Origin of the sequence: Flavobacterium sp. A45 (assembly GCF_002001005.1) — a bacterium.
GTDB lineage: Bacteria > Bacteroidota > Bacteroidia > Flavobacteriales > Flavobacteriaceae > Flavobacterium.
Window position 1 is genome coordinate 35,603 of sequence record NZ_MUNX01000156.1, and the last position, 13,915, is coordinate 49,517.

Below are 13,915 nucleotides of genomic sequence, written 5' to 3' on the forward strand. Positions count from 1 at the left end.
GTCAAAGTTTAAAACTTTGACAAAGGTTTTTAGAAAAAATGCAAAACCTCCCTCCTAATAAAAAAATAATTCTCTTTGATGGTGTTTGCAATCTTTGCAATTCAGCAGTACAATTTGTGATTAAACACGATAAGAAAGATACTTTCCGATTCGTGGCATTACAATCAGTATTAGGGCAAGAAATCCTTGCATATATTGGAATTGATGCCAAAAATATTGACAGCATTGTTTTATATGAACCGGGAATCGCGTACTATTACAAGTCTGATGCTGCTTTGCAAATAGCAAGAAATTTGGATGGAATATTTTCGTTTGGAACTATTTTCAAAATTATCCCAACTGGAATAAGAAACTATTTATACGACTACATTGCCAGGAATAGATACCAATGGTATGGTAAGAAAGAAAGTTGCATGATACCTTCAGCAGAATTAAAAATAAAATTTTTGGAATAATTGGATTTTATGATAAATGTCATTTCTTAACACGCGTTCATGTCATAAATTTGACTAATCTTAAAAGTTAATTTTTATAAGATATTTGTTAGTTCATCAAAGGGAAAAACAGTGCGTTTATAATGATAGTTGTTTTCGGATTGGTAATTATTGGTTTAATTGAACCCTACGATGAAGATGAATTCTGTAAAAAGAAATGATTAGTTTTTTTTGTCTAAAAAAAGAGGATGCCTTTCTGTGGACATCCTCTTTTACTTTTTATAGAAAAATACTATCTAATTAATTTTCTGTATTTCAATCGTTTTGGAGTTAAATCACCACCTAAACGTTTCTTCTTGTTTTCTTCATAATCAGAGAATCCTCCTTCGAAATAATATACCTCAGAGTCGCCTTCGAAAGCTAGAATATGTGTACAAATTCTATCCAAGAACCATCTATCGTGTGAAATCACTACAGCACAACCTGCAAAATTCTCCAAACCTTCCTCAAGTGCACGAAGCGTGTTTACGTCCAAATCATTCGTTGGCTCATCCAGTAACAATACGTTTCCTTCTTCTTTCAAAGTCATTGCCAAGTGCAAACGGTTACGCTCTCCACCAGAAAGCATCGATACTTTCTTGTTTTGCTCACCACCACCAAAGTTGAAACGTGATAAATAAGCTCTTGAGTTTACTTGTTTTCCACCCATCATGATTAATTCCTGACCATCGGCAAAGTTTTCCCAGATTGATTTGTTAGGATCAATATTTGAATGCGCCTGATCTACATAAGCAATTTTTACTGTATCACCAACTGAAAATTCACCGCTATCCGTTTTTTGTTCACCCATAATCATTTTGAAAATAGTAGATTTACCAGCACCGTTTGGCCCGATAATCCCAACAATTCCTGCTTGAGGCAAAGTGAAATTCAAATTATCATACAATAATTTATCCCCAAAAGCTTTGGCTACATTTTTGGCTTCGATAACATTCGTTCCTAGTCTTGGACCATTTGGAATGTAGATTTCCAAGTTTTCATCCAATTGTTTTTGGTCTTCGTTCAAAAGTTTATCGTAGTTCTGCAAACGTGCTTTTTGTTTGGTTTGACGACCTTTGGCTCCTTGACGAACCCAGTCCAACTCACGTTCTAAGTTTTTACGACGTTTAGAAGCTACTTTTTCTTCTAATGCCATTCTGCTTGATTTTTGGTCTAGCCAAGAAGAGTAATTTCCTTTCCAAGGAATACCTTCTCCTCTATCCAATTCTAAAATCCAACCCGCAACATTATCCAAAAAGTATCTATCGTGCGTTACAGCAATTACTGTTCCAGAATATTGTGCAAGATGTTGCTCTAACCAAAGTACAGATTCTGCATCCAAGTGGTTGGTAGGCTCATCCAAAAGCAATACGTCTGGCTGTTGCAATAACAAACGACATAAAGCCACACGACGACGCTCACCACCCGAAAGATTTTTGATTGGTGTATCTCCTTCTGGAGTTCGCAACGCATCCATTGCGATTTCTAACTTGGTATCGATTTCCCAAGCACCAAGAGCGTCAATTTTGTCCTGTAAAGCCGCCTGACGATCCATCAATTTATCCATTTTGTCTGGATCGGAATAGTTTTCTTCAAGACCAAATAAATCGTTGATTTTATTGTATTCTTCCAAAACAGCCATCGTTTCGGCAGCACCTTCACGAACAATTTCGATAACCGTTTTAGAATCATCAAGAATTGGTTCTTGTTCCAAATAACCTACAGTGTAACCTGGTTGAAAAACGACATCCCCCTGATAGTTTTTATCAACTCCAGCAATAATCTTTAAAAGAGATGATTTTCCAGAACCGTTTAGACCTAAAATACCAATTTTGGCTCCGTAAAAAAAACTCAAATAGATGTTTTTAAGTACTGGTTTATCTGCTCCCTGATAGGTTTTACTCAATTTTTGCATTGAGAAAATTACTTTCTTATCGTCTGACATTTTTATATTTTTTATTTATATGTGATTAATTATTGGTTTTAAATGCAAATTAAACCCTTCCTTTAAGAGAACTAAATACCCAAGCATTAGCTAAAAAGCCAAAACCTACAGCTGCAAATCCCCAGCCTGCTACGTCATCATACCGAAAAGCGCCTAATCCTATCAGTAATAATCCCATAAGAATCATTATCAAGGTAGCCCATCCTAAAATAGTATTTTTATTCATTCCCATATTTGTGGTATTTAATTTAAGAAGTGCAAATATCGTGATTTTTCAGAACATTTTTTAATTAAAATAGCTATTCCTGATACAAAATTACTGCACTTCTACCTGGAATTGTTATTGATTGATTTTTAATGGTTTCAATGCCGTTTTGGTTGATAATTTCTCCATTGCAAATCATTTTCCAAGTTCCTTCAATGGTTTGTCTAGCTTCTTTTTCGTCTCCATTAAAATAGACTCTGATATTCTTCCATTTGTCCCCATTAGCATTGTTTTTTAAAGTATATCCAACTAATAAGAAATCATTTATTGTTAAAAATTCCAAATGTTCTTGAATCATCTTTTCGGATGTCATTTTGAATGCTGGATGATTATTTCTTAACGCAATCAGGTTTTCGTAGTATTGAACCAATGCTGCATTCTCGTGTTTCCAGTTCCAATCTATTTTATTGATACTGTCCGGCGATTTATAGGAGTTCTCTACTCCCATTTTGGTTCGTTTCATTTCTACTCCCATATGTAAAAAAGGAATACTTTGTGAAGTCAAAATAATGGTATTGGCTAATTTATCCATTTGCGCCAATTCTTTTTCGGTTGCTTTTGGGTTAGCTATTTTTAGTTTGTCGTACAAAGTGTTGTTATCGTGACAGGAAACATAGCCAATAACTTTTGTAGGACTGTCCGCATATGGAAATTGGGCATAACCTCTTTTGGAATCATATTTTATTTGAGGATGATTCGTGGAAGCTATAATTCCGAATTGAATTACTTCTTTATAATTTGGATTTCCGCTTACAAAACCTTTTTCGGTAACATTAGACCAATGTCCTTTTACGCCATCTCTTATGTCATCTGAGAAAACCGAAATATCATTTAACTTTTTTGCATTGTTTTTCAGCGCTCTTTTTTCTATTGGTAAAGGAGAGTTACCTGCTGTCCATCCTTCACCATATAAAAATATTGTTGGGTCAATTTTCTTTAATTCTGCCGAAATAGTATTCATCGTTTCAATATCGTGAATGCCCATTAAATCGAATCGGAATCCATCAACATGATATTCTTTTACCCAATATTTAAGTGATTCTAGCATGTATTGTCTAGCCATAATTCGGTCGGAGGCAAATTCATTTCCACAGGCTGAAGCATCCGAACGTTTTCCATCAGGCCAACTTCTGTAATAATAACCTGGAACCAATTGGTCAAAAATATCAGTAGAGCTGGTGTGATTGTAAACCACATCCATTATGAGACGAATTTTGGCTTCATGCAAAGCCAAAACCATTTGTTTGTATTCTTGTATACGTACTAATCCATCAAAAGGATTGGTTGAATACGATCCTTCTATAGAGTTGTAATTCTGAGGATCATATCCCCAATTATATTGGTTTTTGTCTAATGAAGTTTCGTCAACGGATTTGTAATCAAACACGGGAAGTAAATGCAAATGGGTAATTCCCAATTCCTGTAAATGAGCTAATCCAGTTGTTTCTCCAAAAGTGTTTTTGGTGTTTTTTTCTGTTAATCCGAGAAATTTTCCTTTGTTTTTTATACCAGATGAAGGATCAATAGAAAAATCGCGTACTTGTGCTTCGTACAATATAATATCCGAAACAGATTTTAATTCAGGCTGTTTGTCGGTATTCCAATTAGAAGGATTGGTTAGTTTTGAGTCGAAGATTAAACCGCGATTTCCGTTTACACCGACACCTTTTGCATAAGGATCAGGCATTTCTTTGGACCAATTTCCTTTGTTTTTTACTTGTAAAGTATAATAGGTATTGTGATAATTGCCATCTAAAATAACTTGCCAGACTCCAGTTTTTGGGTCGTAATCTAAACTTTTAGTAGCTATAGATTCGCCTCCGTTGCCTTCTTTGTAAAGGTTGATTTTGGTTTCTTCAACATTAGGGCTCCAAAGTTTGACTGTTGTTTGATTTACAGTATATGAAACTCCTAAATCATCTTTCAAATAAACGGGATAAGCATCATAAGAGGCGTATTGAGTGGTGTTTATTTTTGAGTTTTGAGTCATGGCAAAATTTGCTGTGAGAAGTAAACCAATTATGAAATAGAATTTTTTAGCAGAAACAAACATGGTGTAATTGTTTAATTAAATATTTTATAAAGCATTTCTCGTAACAAATCGGCCTGTGATAAACTGTTGGCACCAACTCCTTTGCTTTTTACATCGGTATCTCGTAATGAAGCAACAATCTGACTCACTTTTTTCATGGGGTAATTTTTGACTGCCACATCATAATCTTTTAGAAAAAAAGGATTAACTCCCAATGCCGAAGCCACATTTTTAGGATTTTTATCCTTCAATCCGTGGTATTTCAATAATTGGATGAAAAAGCCAAAAACCAAACCAGTTGTCATTACCAGTGGATTGTCTTTTGGGTTTTGAGCAAAATTCTCGGCAATTTTATAGGCTTTCAGTTGGTTGCGTTCGCCAATGGCTTTTCGTAATTCGAATACATTATAATCTTTACTGAATCCAATATTTTCTTCTATGTCTTTTGCAGAAATGGTGCTTCCGGCAGGCAATATAATTTGAAGTTTTTCGAGTTCATTATTGATTTTGCTTAAATCAGTTCCTAAAAACTCAACCAACATAGCAGAAGCTTTTGGTTCAATAGTATATTTTTTTCCAGCTAAGACACGCTTAATCCAATCCCCAACCTGATTTTCATACAATTTTTTGCTTTCGTAAACGATTCCGTTTTTGGCCAGAAGTTTGGTAACTTTTTTTCGTTTGTCCAAAGTTTTGTATTTATAACAAAATACTAAAACAGTCGAAGGCATTGGGTTCTCGACATAGCTTTCTATTTTGTCGATTGTTCTAGATAATTCCTGAGCTTCTTTTACAATAACCACTTGACGATCGGCCATCATAGGATAACGTTTTGCTGTGGAAACAATATCTTCTATACTAACATCTCTGCCATATAAAACGGTCTGATTGAAACCTTTTTCCTCTTCGGATAAAATATTTGCTTCTATATATTCTGATAATTTGTCAATATAGTAAGGCTCCTCTCCCATCAAAAAATAAATTGGTTTGATGTTTCCGCCTTTTATATCATTTACAATCTTTACAACTTCGTCCATTTACAATTATAGATTTCAAATTTTAGATTTTAGATTTCAAAACCTTAAAACTTATTTAATACTTTTGCTCAATGCAAAAACTCAATTTTCCTTCCTATACTTTTCGTTTCAAAAATAGCGAAAATAAAGTATCAATTTTTGATGCAATCAGGAAAAAATTCATCATTCTTACACCTGAAGAGTGGGTACGCCAACATGTAGTGCAGTTTTTATTGGAAGAAAAAAAATATCCAAAATCCCTGATTAATGTCGAGAAAGTTTTAATGGTCAATGGTTTGCGAAAGCGTTATGATGTTGTGGTTTTCAATCCGAATGGCACTATTTTTATATTAATCGAATGCAAAGCACCCGAAGTTAAAATCGCACAAGCCACTTTTGATCAAATCGCGAGATATAATATGACTTTGGAAGCCGAATTTTTGATGGTTACCAATGGGCTTAATCATTATTTTTGTCAAATGGATTTTGAAAATGAGAAATATGAGTTTTTGAGAGAATTGCCCAATTATGGTGAAGAAAAATTAGAACACAGAAAATAGAAAGATGCTTTTGAGTATCAATTTTGAATTCATAAAATAAATAAATAAACGTCCTTGGAAAAAATAGCCGTAGTCATACTGAATTGGAATGGAGTAAAACTTTTAGAACAGTTTTTACCTTCCGTAATTCAATATTCTCCCGAAGCAACTGTTTATGTTGCTGATAATGCTTCGACAGATGAATCCATAGCATTTGTAAAGAATAATTATCCAACGATTAAAATCGTACAAAATAAAACCAATCAAGGGTTTGCTGGAGGATATAACGATGCATTGAAACATATAGACGCAGAAATTTATGCTCTGGTAAATTCGGATATTGAAGTAACTGAAAATTGGTTGAAACCCATTTTGGAAACTTTTGAGAAAGAACCTGAAACGGCAATTATCCAGCCAAAGATTTTAGACTTTAAGAAGAAAGACCATTTTGAGTATGCAGGAGCCGGGGGCGGATTTATAGATAAGTATGGATATCCTTTTTGTCGAGGACGAATTTTTGATACTTTGGAAAAAGACAACGGACAATATAATGATGTAACTGAAATATTTTGGGCTTCCGGCGCTTGCTTTTTTATTCGATCTGTTGTTTATAAGGAATTGAGAGGATTTGACGAAGATTTTTTTGCCCATCAGGAAGAAATTGATTTGTGCTGGCGTGCACTTAATAAAGGGTATAGAATTAAATACAATTCAGGATCAGTTGTTTATCATGTTGGAGGGGCAACTTTGGAAAAGTCTAACTCAAAAAAAACGTATCTCAATTTTAGAAATTCGTTATTGATGTTAACAAAAAATTTACCTCAAAAAAAACTTTTTCAGGTGCTTTTTATTAGAATGCTCTTGGATGGTGTTGCAGGAGTTAAATTTCTGTTTTCAGGTCAATTCGCTCATTTTATGGCAATTATAAAAGCACATTTTTCTTTTTACAGGCTTTTTTTTAATAATTATAAAAAAAGAGAAATAAATCAGATTGAAATATACTTTAAAGCGAAAAGCATCGTTTATGGTTATTATGTTAAAAACGGCACAGTTTTTGTTGACGTTATTTAACAATAATTTACATTTAAAATTAACATTTAAAAACTAACTTTGTAATTCACGTTTAATTAAAATTTGCATTCTATGAAAAAAATAATGATCACTCTATCAGCTTTAGCTCTTCTAACTTCTTGTGTGTCTAAAAAAGAGTACGCAGCTTTGGAAGCTAAGAATAAAGAAACTCAAGATTTATTAAATACTTGTACAGTAAAATTAAATTCTTGCCTAGAAGAAAAAGCTGGTCTTAAAGCTACTGTAGATGGTTTAAAAGAAACAAATCAACATTTAATTTCAACTTCAAAAGACATGACTGTTTTGTCAACAAAAGGAGCTGAAAATATTGAAAAAGCATTAGAATCTATCAAAGAAAAAGATTTAAAAATCAGCAGAATGCAAGATGCTTTGACAAAAAAAGACAGTGTTACGCTTGCAGTTGTTACTAGTTTGAAATCGGTTGTTGGAATGGACGACCAGGACATCGAAATCAATGTTGATAAAGGAGTGGTTTTCATTTCTATCTCTGATAAAATGTTATTCAAAAGCGGTAGTTATGAAGTAAGTGATAAAGCAAAAGGAGTTTTAGCTAAAGTTGCTAAAGTAGTTAACGATAAACCGGACTTTGAATGTATGGTTGAAGGTCATACTGATACTGATGTATTAAAAGGAAATGCCTGTTTAGTTGACAACTGGGATTTGAGTGTAAAACGTTCTACTTCTATTATCCGTATTTTGTCTAAAGACTTAGGGGTAAATCCAGCACAATTAATTGCAGCAGGTAGAAGTTCATATGTTCCTTTAGTAGCGAATGATACTCCTGAAAACAAATCTAAAAACAGAAGAACCCGTATCTATGTAATGCCAAAAATAGATCAGTTCTACGATATGGTTGAAAAAGAAATGAAAAAACCAGGATCGACAACATCTGCGCCAGTTCAAAAATAAGGTATGATTATAATTCATAAAAAACGCTTCGAGATTCTCGAGGCGTTTTTTTTATGTTTTCTTGAAATTTGAACGAGTCCTGACTGAATAATATGATTTCTATTTAGCTAAAAAATCAGCACAAAAAAAAGCAGAACCAAAGTCCTGCTTTTATGCATCCCTAATTTTTTCTTTAACAACCAATTAAATATAAATTAAGAATAACATGCTATAAATATCTCTAAGTGAGTTTATTTCTTAAATATTTCACTAAATAAGGCTTTTATTCTAAGTTATACAATTAATTTATAAAAAATTTAATATTTTTTTAAAGAATATCAAGACTTCCCTTACCTTCTCTAACCACAATCGGCTCATCTCCGGATAAATCGATAATGGTTGACCCAATATTATCTCCGTAACCTCCGTCAATAACCAAATCAACCAAATTTTGCCATTTTTCAAAAATAAGCTCTGGGTCGGTTGTGTATTCGATTACTTCATCTTCATCTCGAATGGATGTTGAAACAATTGGATTCCCTAATTGGCGGACAATCTCTAATGCTATGGAATTGTCAGGTACACGGATACCAACGGTTGTTTTCTTTTTAAACTCTTTGGGTAAATTATTATTTCCTGGGAGAATAAAAGTATATGGCCCAGGTAATGCTCTTTTAAGCAGTTTAAAAGTTGAAGTCTCTATTTGCTTTACATAATCTGATAAATTGCTTAAATCGTGGCAAATAAACGAGAAATTGGCTTTTTCCAACTTCACTCCTTTTATTTTTGCAATTTTTTCAAGAGCTCGGGAATTAGTTATATCGCAACCCAATCCATAAACTGTATCAGTTGGATAAATAACTAAACCTCCGTCTTTCAAAATCTTAACGACTTTGGCAATTGCCGCTTCGTTGGGTTTGTCTTCGTATATTTTTATAATTTGAGCCATGGAGATTGTAGATTTTTGATTAACGATTTTTGATTTTTTGATTTAAAAGTGAGCTATATACTAAAACTGACCACTGAATACTAACCTATTATATCTAGTTTTGCAAAACGCAATAATAATTTTTTTAAACCACCAACTTCAAACTTGATTTCCGCTTTTTTATCGGCGCCAACACCTTCTAGATTGATGACTTGTCCTTTTCCAAAACGTTCATGCATCACTACATTTCCAGCTACTAACGTATTATCAAATAAATTAGCGCTCCCAGCCGAAGTGCCACTGGACACTGGTTTCAATTTTCGCAAATTAATATCTGACTTTGGTTCGTTATCTGTAACGTGTTTTGGAGGTGTACTCCCTATCGGTTTGGCCAGGCGTAATTTGGATTTATCCACATCACCAAAAATATCACCGTCAATCATAGGTTTGAAACGGTAATTGCTTTCGGCTGGTGTAAGGTATTCCAAATATTGTCCATCAATTTCTTCAATAAAACGGGAAGGTTCACTGTCTGTCAATTTTCCCCAGCGGTAACGCGATTGGGCATACGTTAAATACGCCTGATGTTCCGCACGAGTTAAAGCTACGTAAAATAATCGACGTTCTTCTTCTAGTTCGCTTCGAGTACTCATACTCATAGCGCTAGGAAACAAATCTTCCTCCATTCCTACCACAAAAACATGTGGAAACTCTAGTCCTTTGGCCAAGTGAATCGTCATCAAAGCTACACGATCTTCATCACTGGTATCTTTGTCGAGATCGGTTGCAAGAGCCACATCTTCCATAAATTCAGATAATGCACCACGAGCACCATCAACCTCTTTTTGTCCTTCAGTAAAATCTTTTACACCGTTTAATAACTCTTCAATATTCTGAATACGAGCCATTCCTTCAGGAGTAGCATCTTTTTTTAATTCTTGGATCAAACCAGTTTTCTTGGCCACATGATCCGTTAGGTAAAAAGCATCCTGATTTTCATTGACCACCTGAAAACTCTGAATCATAGTAACAAAATCTAATAGTTTTTGTTTGGTCCCCGAATTTAGTTTTAAATCAATTCGTTCAATGTTTTGCATTACTTCAAAAATTGAACGTTTGTAATGATTGGCTGCGATAGTCAGTTTTTCGATAGTTGTATTTCCAATTCCCCTTGCTGGATAATTAATCACGCGTACCAAAGCTTCCTCATCTTTTGGGTTAATAACTAATCTCAGGTAACACAGCACATCTTTTACTTCTTTTCGTTGGTAAAAAGACAAACCTCCATATATTCGATACGGGATATCTCTTTTTCGCAACGCATCTTCAATGGCACGGGATTGTGCATTGGTTCGGTACAAAATCGCAAACGCACCATTGTGCAAGTGATTGGTCATTTTTTGTTCCCAAATCGTACTGGCTACAAAACGCCCTTCCTCATTATCGGTAATACTACGATGTACTTTTATTTTTGGACCAAATTCATTGGCAGTCCAAACCACCTTATCCAGTTTTACTTTGTTTTTATCAATGATTGTATTGGCCGCTTCTACAATATTTTTGGTCGAACGGTAATTTTGTTCCAATCTAAAGGTTTTCACTCCTTCATAATCTTTCTGGAAGTTCAGGATATTATTGATATTCGCACCACGGAATGCATAAATACTCTGTGCATCATCTCCAACCACACAAATATTCTGAAATTTATCTGATAAAGCCCGTACAATCAAATACTGCGAATGGTTGGTATCTTGGTACTCATCAACCAAAAGGTAACGAAAACGGTTTTGGTATTTCGCTAAAACTTCAGGAAAACGAGTTAGTAATTCATTGGTTTTTAGTAATAAATCATCAAAATCCATCGCGCCAGACTTAAAGCAACGGTCAACATAATGCTGATAAATCTCGCCCATCCTCGGCTTTTTACTCATCGCATCAGCTTCCTGCAAATCGGGATCATTAAAATAGGCTTTTACGGTAATCAGACTGTTTTTAAAATTTGAAATCCGACTCAAAACCTGTTTGGGTTTGTATACATCACGATCCAATTGTAATTCTTTGATAATTCCCGAAATGGCGCGCAAAGAATCCTGCGAATCATAAATTGTAAAGTTTGAAGGATACCCCAAATGCTCCGCTTCCGAACGCAAAATTCGAGCAAAAACAGAGTGAAAAGTCCCCATCCATAGATTCTTGGCCTCACTGGCGCCAACAATATCAGAGATACGTTTTTTCATCTCTCTCGCTGCCTTATTGGTAAAGGTAAGTGACAAAATATTAAATGGGTCAACACCTTGGTGCATCAAATAAGCAATCCTGATGGTAAGCACACGAGTTTTTCCGGAACCAGCACCCGCAATAATAATCATGGGGCCATCCTTTTGTAATACAGGTTCGCGTTGTGCCTCGTTGAGTTGTTCTATATATTTTTGCATAGAAAAAATTCTGTTTGACGCAAAAATAAGAATTTAAGAACGAATAAACGAGTCTTCTTAGAATTCAGATAGCAGAATTTAGATAGCGGTTTTTCAGTTCAAAACTTTCTGCAATCTAAAATTATTTGGGCGTGACCGCAATAGGAAAATGGGCCTACTTAGCTTGTCTTTATTTGCCCCTTTCCCTATTGCGGTCGGGCTATCCGGGCTACTCTGGTAGCTTCCTCCTATCCCTCACGCGATATTGTACACAACCAGAGGATTTATTTTTAAAACGAGTTCTATTTACCAACGTCAATAACTTCAATTTGATATACATACTTGAGATACAAAAAGAAAAAAGCGAGCGACAAAAACAATATAGCAAGTCCTATCACACCAGTATTTATTTTCAAGCCTGTTTGTGAAATTTCGATATTTGTTTCTTCTGATTTTATTTCAGTAGTTTCAGATTTTGGTTTAGTGATATTAGATTTTACTTGAACCTCTGTTAGTTGAAACTGTTTGTATGAAAGTACAAGTCCCATTATTACAATAAATACGACCATGATAAAAATGATGATACTACTATAGAATTGCCAAGCAAAACTGCGCTTTTGGTGCATTGCTGCAAAATCGTATTGTTTTAACTGTCTGTCAAATTGTATGGAATCATGAACAGGGTTTCCCGTAGCTATTACATCATGTTCAAACTGAGGCGGTCTCTGTATTTTTGTTTTCTGATTTTTAATAGAATCGTGTGTTGCCAAAAATTCGTTCACTACATCATCCTCAGATTTAGTTGTTTTTTGAGCATGCATAATAATAGAACTCATGCTAAATAATACAAACAGCAGCCAAGTATTTAATAATTTTAGTTCCATGTCATTCTATATTTTTTTTTGAGGAATTCAATATATTCAATTCTTAGAGTAATTTGTTCATCAATTGTAGCTTTCTTATATGCCTTTTTTTCAATTTTCATATAATCGCCTAATACATCCCTATATGGATCAATATCCCTCATTGCCCGACTTAAATCAGTTGAAATCCAATCGAGTAAAACATCGGCATATTTTTGTTTACTTTTTAAAGATTTATTTGCATTATTAGATACATCGGAGGGGAAATGAAGACTTGGAAGATGCATAGCCTTCATAATTTGTGGAGCTAATGATTCGTGTGAAAAAATAATCTTTCCGCTTTTTATCATATCATAAACTTTGGGATACACCTTTTTTAGTATAGTATCCCCCCTGCTAAGTGCTGACCCAAAATCATTTGTGGGATAACCTTCAAAAAATTCATAAGAATCTTGTGCAGAATCAATATAGATTGTGATTGGTAAAGTACTTCCTGATGGAGGTATCTGAATGAGAGGCTTATTGCCCGAATAAAAATTATAAAATCTTTTTGAAGAATAGGTGTACAATTTGGATTGGTCCGGCATAATTCCTAATTCTAGTTGGTCAACTATTTTCCTATACAAATCTTGTCTTATATAAAATTCCATAAGCATACTAAATTCTTGATCCATTGCAAACCTTTCTATGTTTGCTCGTGTATATTTTTCATCTAGTTCAATAAGTTGAGAATTCAAACTCACAATTGGGTCAATTGCTTTTATGCTATCCAAAAGAAGAAGCAAATCTTTATCTTCTGTTTGAGAAAAAGTAACAAGTGAAGATAATAATAGAATAAGAGCTAAATATAATTTCATAATTCCCTATTTAAGTAATTAAAAATATAGGTTATGAATTATTGTTGGGACAATACGATTTGGGATTAATACTTAATACCTTGTTAATCAATTGTTTCAAATGTACAAAATAATATTTAAATCAGTTGGAAACAAACGAAATTAGCAAAATATCAATTTGGATACAGTTCTTTAATATAGGTAATCGATTTTTGCACCAATTGACTCAATATGTTTGTATCTATATCTTCTAATTTTTGAATATAAACGCAGGACTTACTGGATTTATGTTTTCCCAATTGCGAAAGTAAGATTTCTTTGTCGTCAAAATCTGAAGCTAAATAAACCGTGATGGCATTTTTTCGTGAGGCAAGTCCAGCAAGTGGTGCATTTCCTTCGTGTCCACTTTCGTATTTGTAATTATAAATACCAAAACCTATAATAGTGGATCCCCACATTTTGGGTTCAAATCCAGAAATCTTACGAAGTAAATTTATCATCGACGTACAGTCCTCACGTCTTTTAGAATCTATTATAGCGTTCAAAAATTCGTCGACATTGTTTTCTGTTTCAATTGTTTTATTTTTCGCCATGCTTTAATTTTAAAATTTATATAGTTATTTC

13 protein-coding genes are annotated in these 13,915 nt (G+C 34.0%); 4 read left to right on the forward strand and 9 right to left on the reverse strand.

What is annotated here, in order from left to right:
* The first annotated feature begins 38 nt into the window (after nucleotides 1-38).
* Nucleotides 39-455, forward strand: a complete 417-nt coding sequence (locus tag B0E44_RS18440; protein ID WP_077378905.1) for a thiol-disulfide oxidoreductase DCC family protein — start codon at nucleotides 39-41, stop codon at nucleotides 453-455.
* Between the two features lie 271 nt (nucleotides 456-726).
* Here B0E44_RS18440 and ettA read toward each other — a convergent pair whose 3' ends face one another.
* The 4 genes from ettA to holA form a co-directional block, all read right to left on the reverse strand.
* Entirely contained in the window at nucleotides 727-2,418 is a 1,692-nt protein-coding gene (ettA, locus tag B0E44_RS18445) for an energy-dependent translational throttle protein EttA (protein ID WP_077378908.1), read from the reverse strand.
* A gap of 49 nt (nucleotides 2,419-2,467) precedes the next feature.
* A complete protein-coding gene (locus tag B0E44_RS18450) occupies nucleotides 2,468-2,650 on the reverse strand; it encodes a CAL67264 family membrane protein (protein WP_077378911.1) in 183 nt (60 codons plus the stop codon).
* Between the two features lie 67 nt (nucleotides 2,651-2,717).
* The gene (gene pulA / locus B0E44_RS18455) at nucleotides 2,718-4,736 is read right to left on the reverse strand and encodes a type I pullulanase (RefSeq protein ID WP_077378914.1); all 2,019 of its coding nucleotides are present in this window, start codon (nucleotides 4,734-4,736) and stop codon (nucleotides 2,718-2,720) included.
* Between the two features lie 11 nt (nucleotides 4,737-4,747).
* Nucleotides 4,748-5,752 carry a DNA polymerase III subunit delta gene (gene holA / locus B0E44_RS18460; protein WP_077378917.1) on the reverse strand — a complete coding sequence of 335 codons (1,005 nt, stop codon included), beginning with the start codon at nucleotides 5,750-5,752 and terminating at the stop codon, nucleotides 4,748-4,750.
* 71 nt (nucleotides 5,753-5,823) lie between these two features.
* Between holA and B0E44_RS18465 the strand changes: the two genes are divergently transcribed.
* From B0E44_RS18465 to B0E44_RS18475, 3 genes are all read left to right on the forward strand, one after another.
* Nucleotides 5,824-6,291, forward strand: a complete 468-nt coding sequence (locus B0E44_RS18465) for a type I restriction enzyme HsdR N-terminal domain-containing protein (protein ID WP_077378920.1) — start codon at nucleotides 5,824-5,826, stop codon at nucleotides 6,289-6,291.
* A 54-nt stretch (nucleotides 6,292-6,345) separates the two neighbouring features.
* Nucleotides 6,346-7,341: a glycosyltransferase family 2 protein gene (locus tag B0E44_RS18470; protein ID WP_077378923.1), complete on the forward strand. Its 996-nt coding sequence runs from the start codon at nucleotides 6,346-6,348 to the stop codon at nucleotides 7,339-7,341.
* Nucleotides 7,342-7,413: 72 nt separating this feature from the next.
* On the forward strand, nucleotides 7,414-8,271 hold the full coding sequence (locus B0E44_RS18475) for an OmpA family protein (protein ID WP_077378926.1): 858 nt from the start codon (nucleotides 7,414-7,416) through the stop codon (nucleotides 8,269-8,271).
* A 307-nt stretch (nucleotides 8,272-8,578) separates the two neighbouring features.
* Here B0E44_RS18475 and B0E44_RS18480 read toward each other — a convergent pair whose 3' ends face one another.
* The 5 genes from B0E44_RS18480 to B0E44_RS18500 all read right to left on the reverse strand — a co-directional run bounded on the left by B0E44_RS18480 (nucleotide 8,579) and on the right by B0E44_RS18500 (nucleotide 13,884).
* The gene (locus B0E44_RS18480; RefSeq protein WP_077378929.1) at nucleotides 8,579-9,199 is read right to left on the reverse strand and encodes an L-threonylcarbamoyladenylate synthase; all 621 of its coding nucleotides are present in this window, start codon (nucleotides 9,197-9,199) and stop codon (nucleotides 8,579-8,581) included.
* 80 nt (nucleotides 9,200-9,279) lie between these two features.
* Nucleotides 9,280-11,613 carry an ATP-dependent helicase gene (locus B0E44_RS18485; protein ID WP_077378932.1) on the reverse strand — a complete coding sequence of 778 codons (2,334 nt, stop codon included), beginning with the start codon at nucleotides 11,611-11,613 and terminating at the stop codon, nucleotides 9,280-9,282.
* Between the two features lie 281 nt (nucleotides 11,614-11,894).
* The gene (locus B0E44_RS18490; RefSeq protein ID WP_077378935.1) at nucleotides 11,895-12,476 is read right to left on the reverse strand and encodes a hypothetical protein; all 582 of its coding nucleotides are present in this window, start codon (nucleotides 12,474-12,476) and stop codon (nucleotides 11,895-11,897) included.
* A complete protein-coding gene (locus B0E44_RS18495; RefSeq protein WP_077378938.1) occupies nucleotides 12,467-13,312 on the reverse strand; it encodes a hypothetical protein in 846 nt (281 codons plus the stop codon). The genes B0E44_RS18490 and B0E44_RS18495 overlap by 10 nt, the downstream gene beginning before the upstream one ends.
* A gap of 152 nt (nucleotides 13,313-13,464) precedes the next feature.
* Nucleotides 13,465-13,884 carry a DUF1801 domain-containing protein gene (locus B0E44_RS18500; protein WP_077378942.1) on the reverse strand — a complete coding sequence of 140 codons (420 nt, stop codon included), beginning with the start codon at nucleotides 13,882-13,884 and terminating at the stop codon, nucleotides 13,465-13,467.
* Between the last annotated feature and the right edge of the window lie 31 nt (nucleotides 13,885-13,915).

Coding starts and splice junctions, on each gene's coding strand:
- B0E44_RS18440 (WP_077378905.1), top strand. CDS start 39: ATGCAAAACCTCCCTCCTAATAAAAAAATAATTCTCTTTGATGGTGTT.
- ettA (WP_077378908.1), bottom strand. CDS start 2,418: ATGTCAGACGATAAGAAAGTAATTTTCTCAATGCAAAAATTGAGTAAA.
- B0E44_RS18450 (WP_077378911.1), bottom strand. CDS start 2,650: ATGGGAATGAATAAAAATACTATTTTAGGATGGGCTACCTTGATAATG.
- pulA (WP_077378914.1), bottom strand. CDS start 4,736: ATGTTTGTTTCTGCTAAAAAATTCTATTTCATAATTGGTTTACTTCTC.
- holA (WP_077378917.1), bottom strand. CDS start 5,752: ATGGACGAAGTTGTAAAGATTGTAAATGATATAAAAGGCGGAAACATC.
- B0E44_RS18465 (WP_077378920.1), top strand. CDS start 5,824: ATGCAAAAACTCAATTTTCCTTCCTATACTTTTCGTTTCAAAAATAGC.
- B0E44_RS18475 (WP_077378926.1), top strand. CDS start 7,414: ATGAAAAAAATAATGATCACTCTATCAGCTTTAGCTCTTCTAACTTCT.
- B0E44_RS18480 (WP_077378929.1), bottom strand. CDS start 9,199: ATGGCTCAAATTATAAAAATATACGAAGACAAACCCAACGAAGCGGCA.
- B0E44_RS18485 (WP_077378932.1), bottom strand. CDS start 11,613: ATGCAAAAATATATAGAACAACTCAACGAGGCACAACGCGAACCTGTA.
- B0E44_RS18490 (WP_077378935.1), bottom strand. CDS start 12,476: ATGGAACTAAAATTATTAAATACTTGGCTGCTGTTTGTATTATTTAGC.
- B0E44_RS18495 (WP_077378938.1), bottom strand. CDS start 13,312: ATGAAATTATATTTAGCTCTTATTCTATTATTATCTTCACTTGTTACT.
- B0E44_RS18500 (WP_077378942.1), bottom strand. CDS start 13,884: ATGGCGAAAAATAAAACAATTGAAACAGAAAACAATGTCGACGAATTT.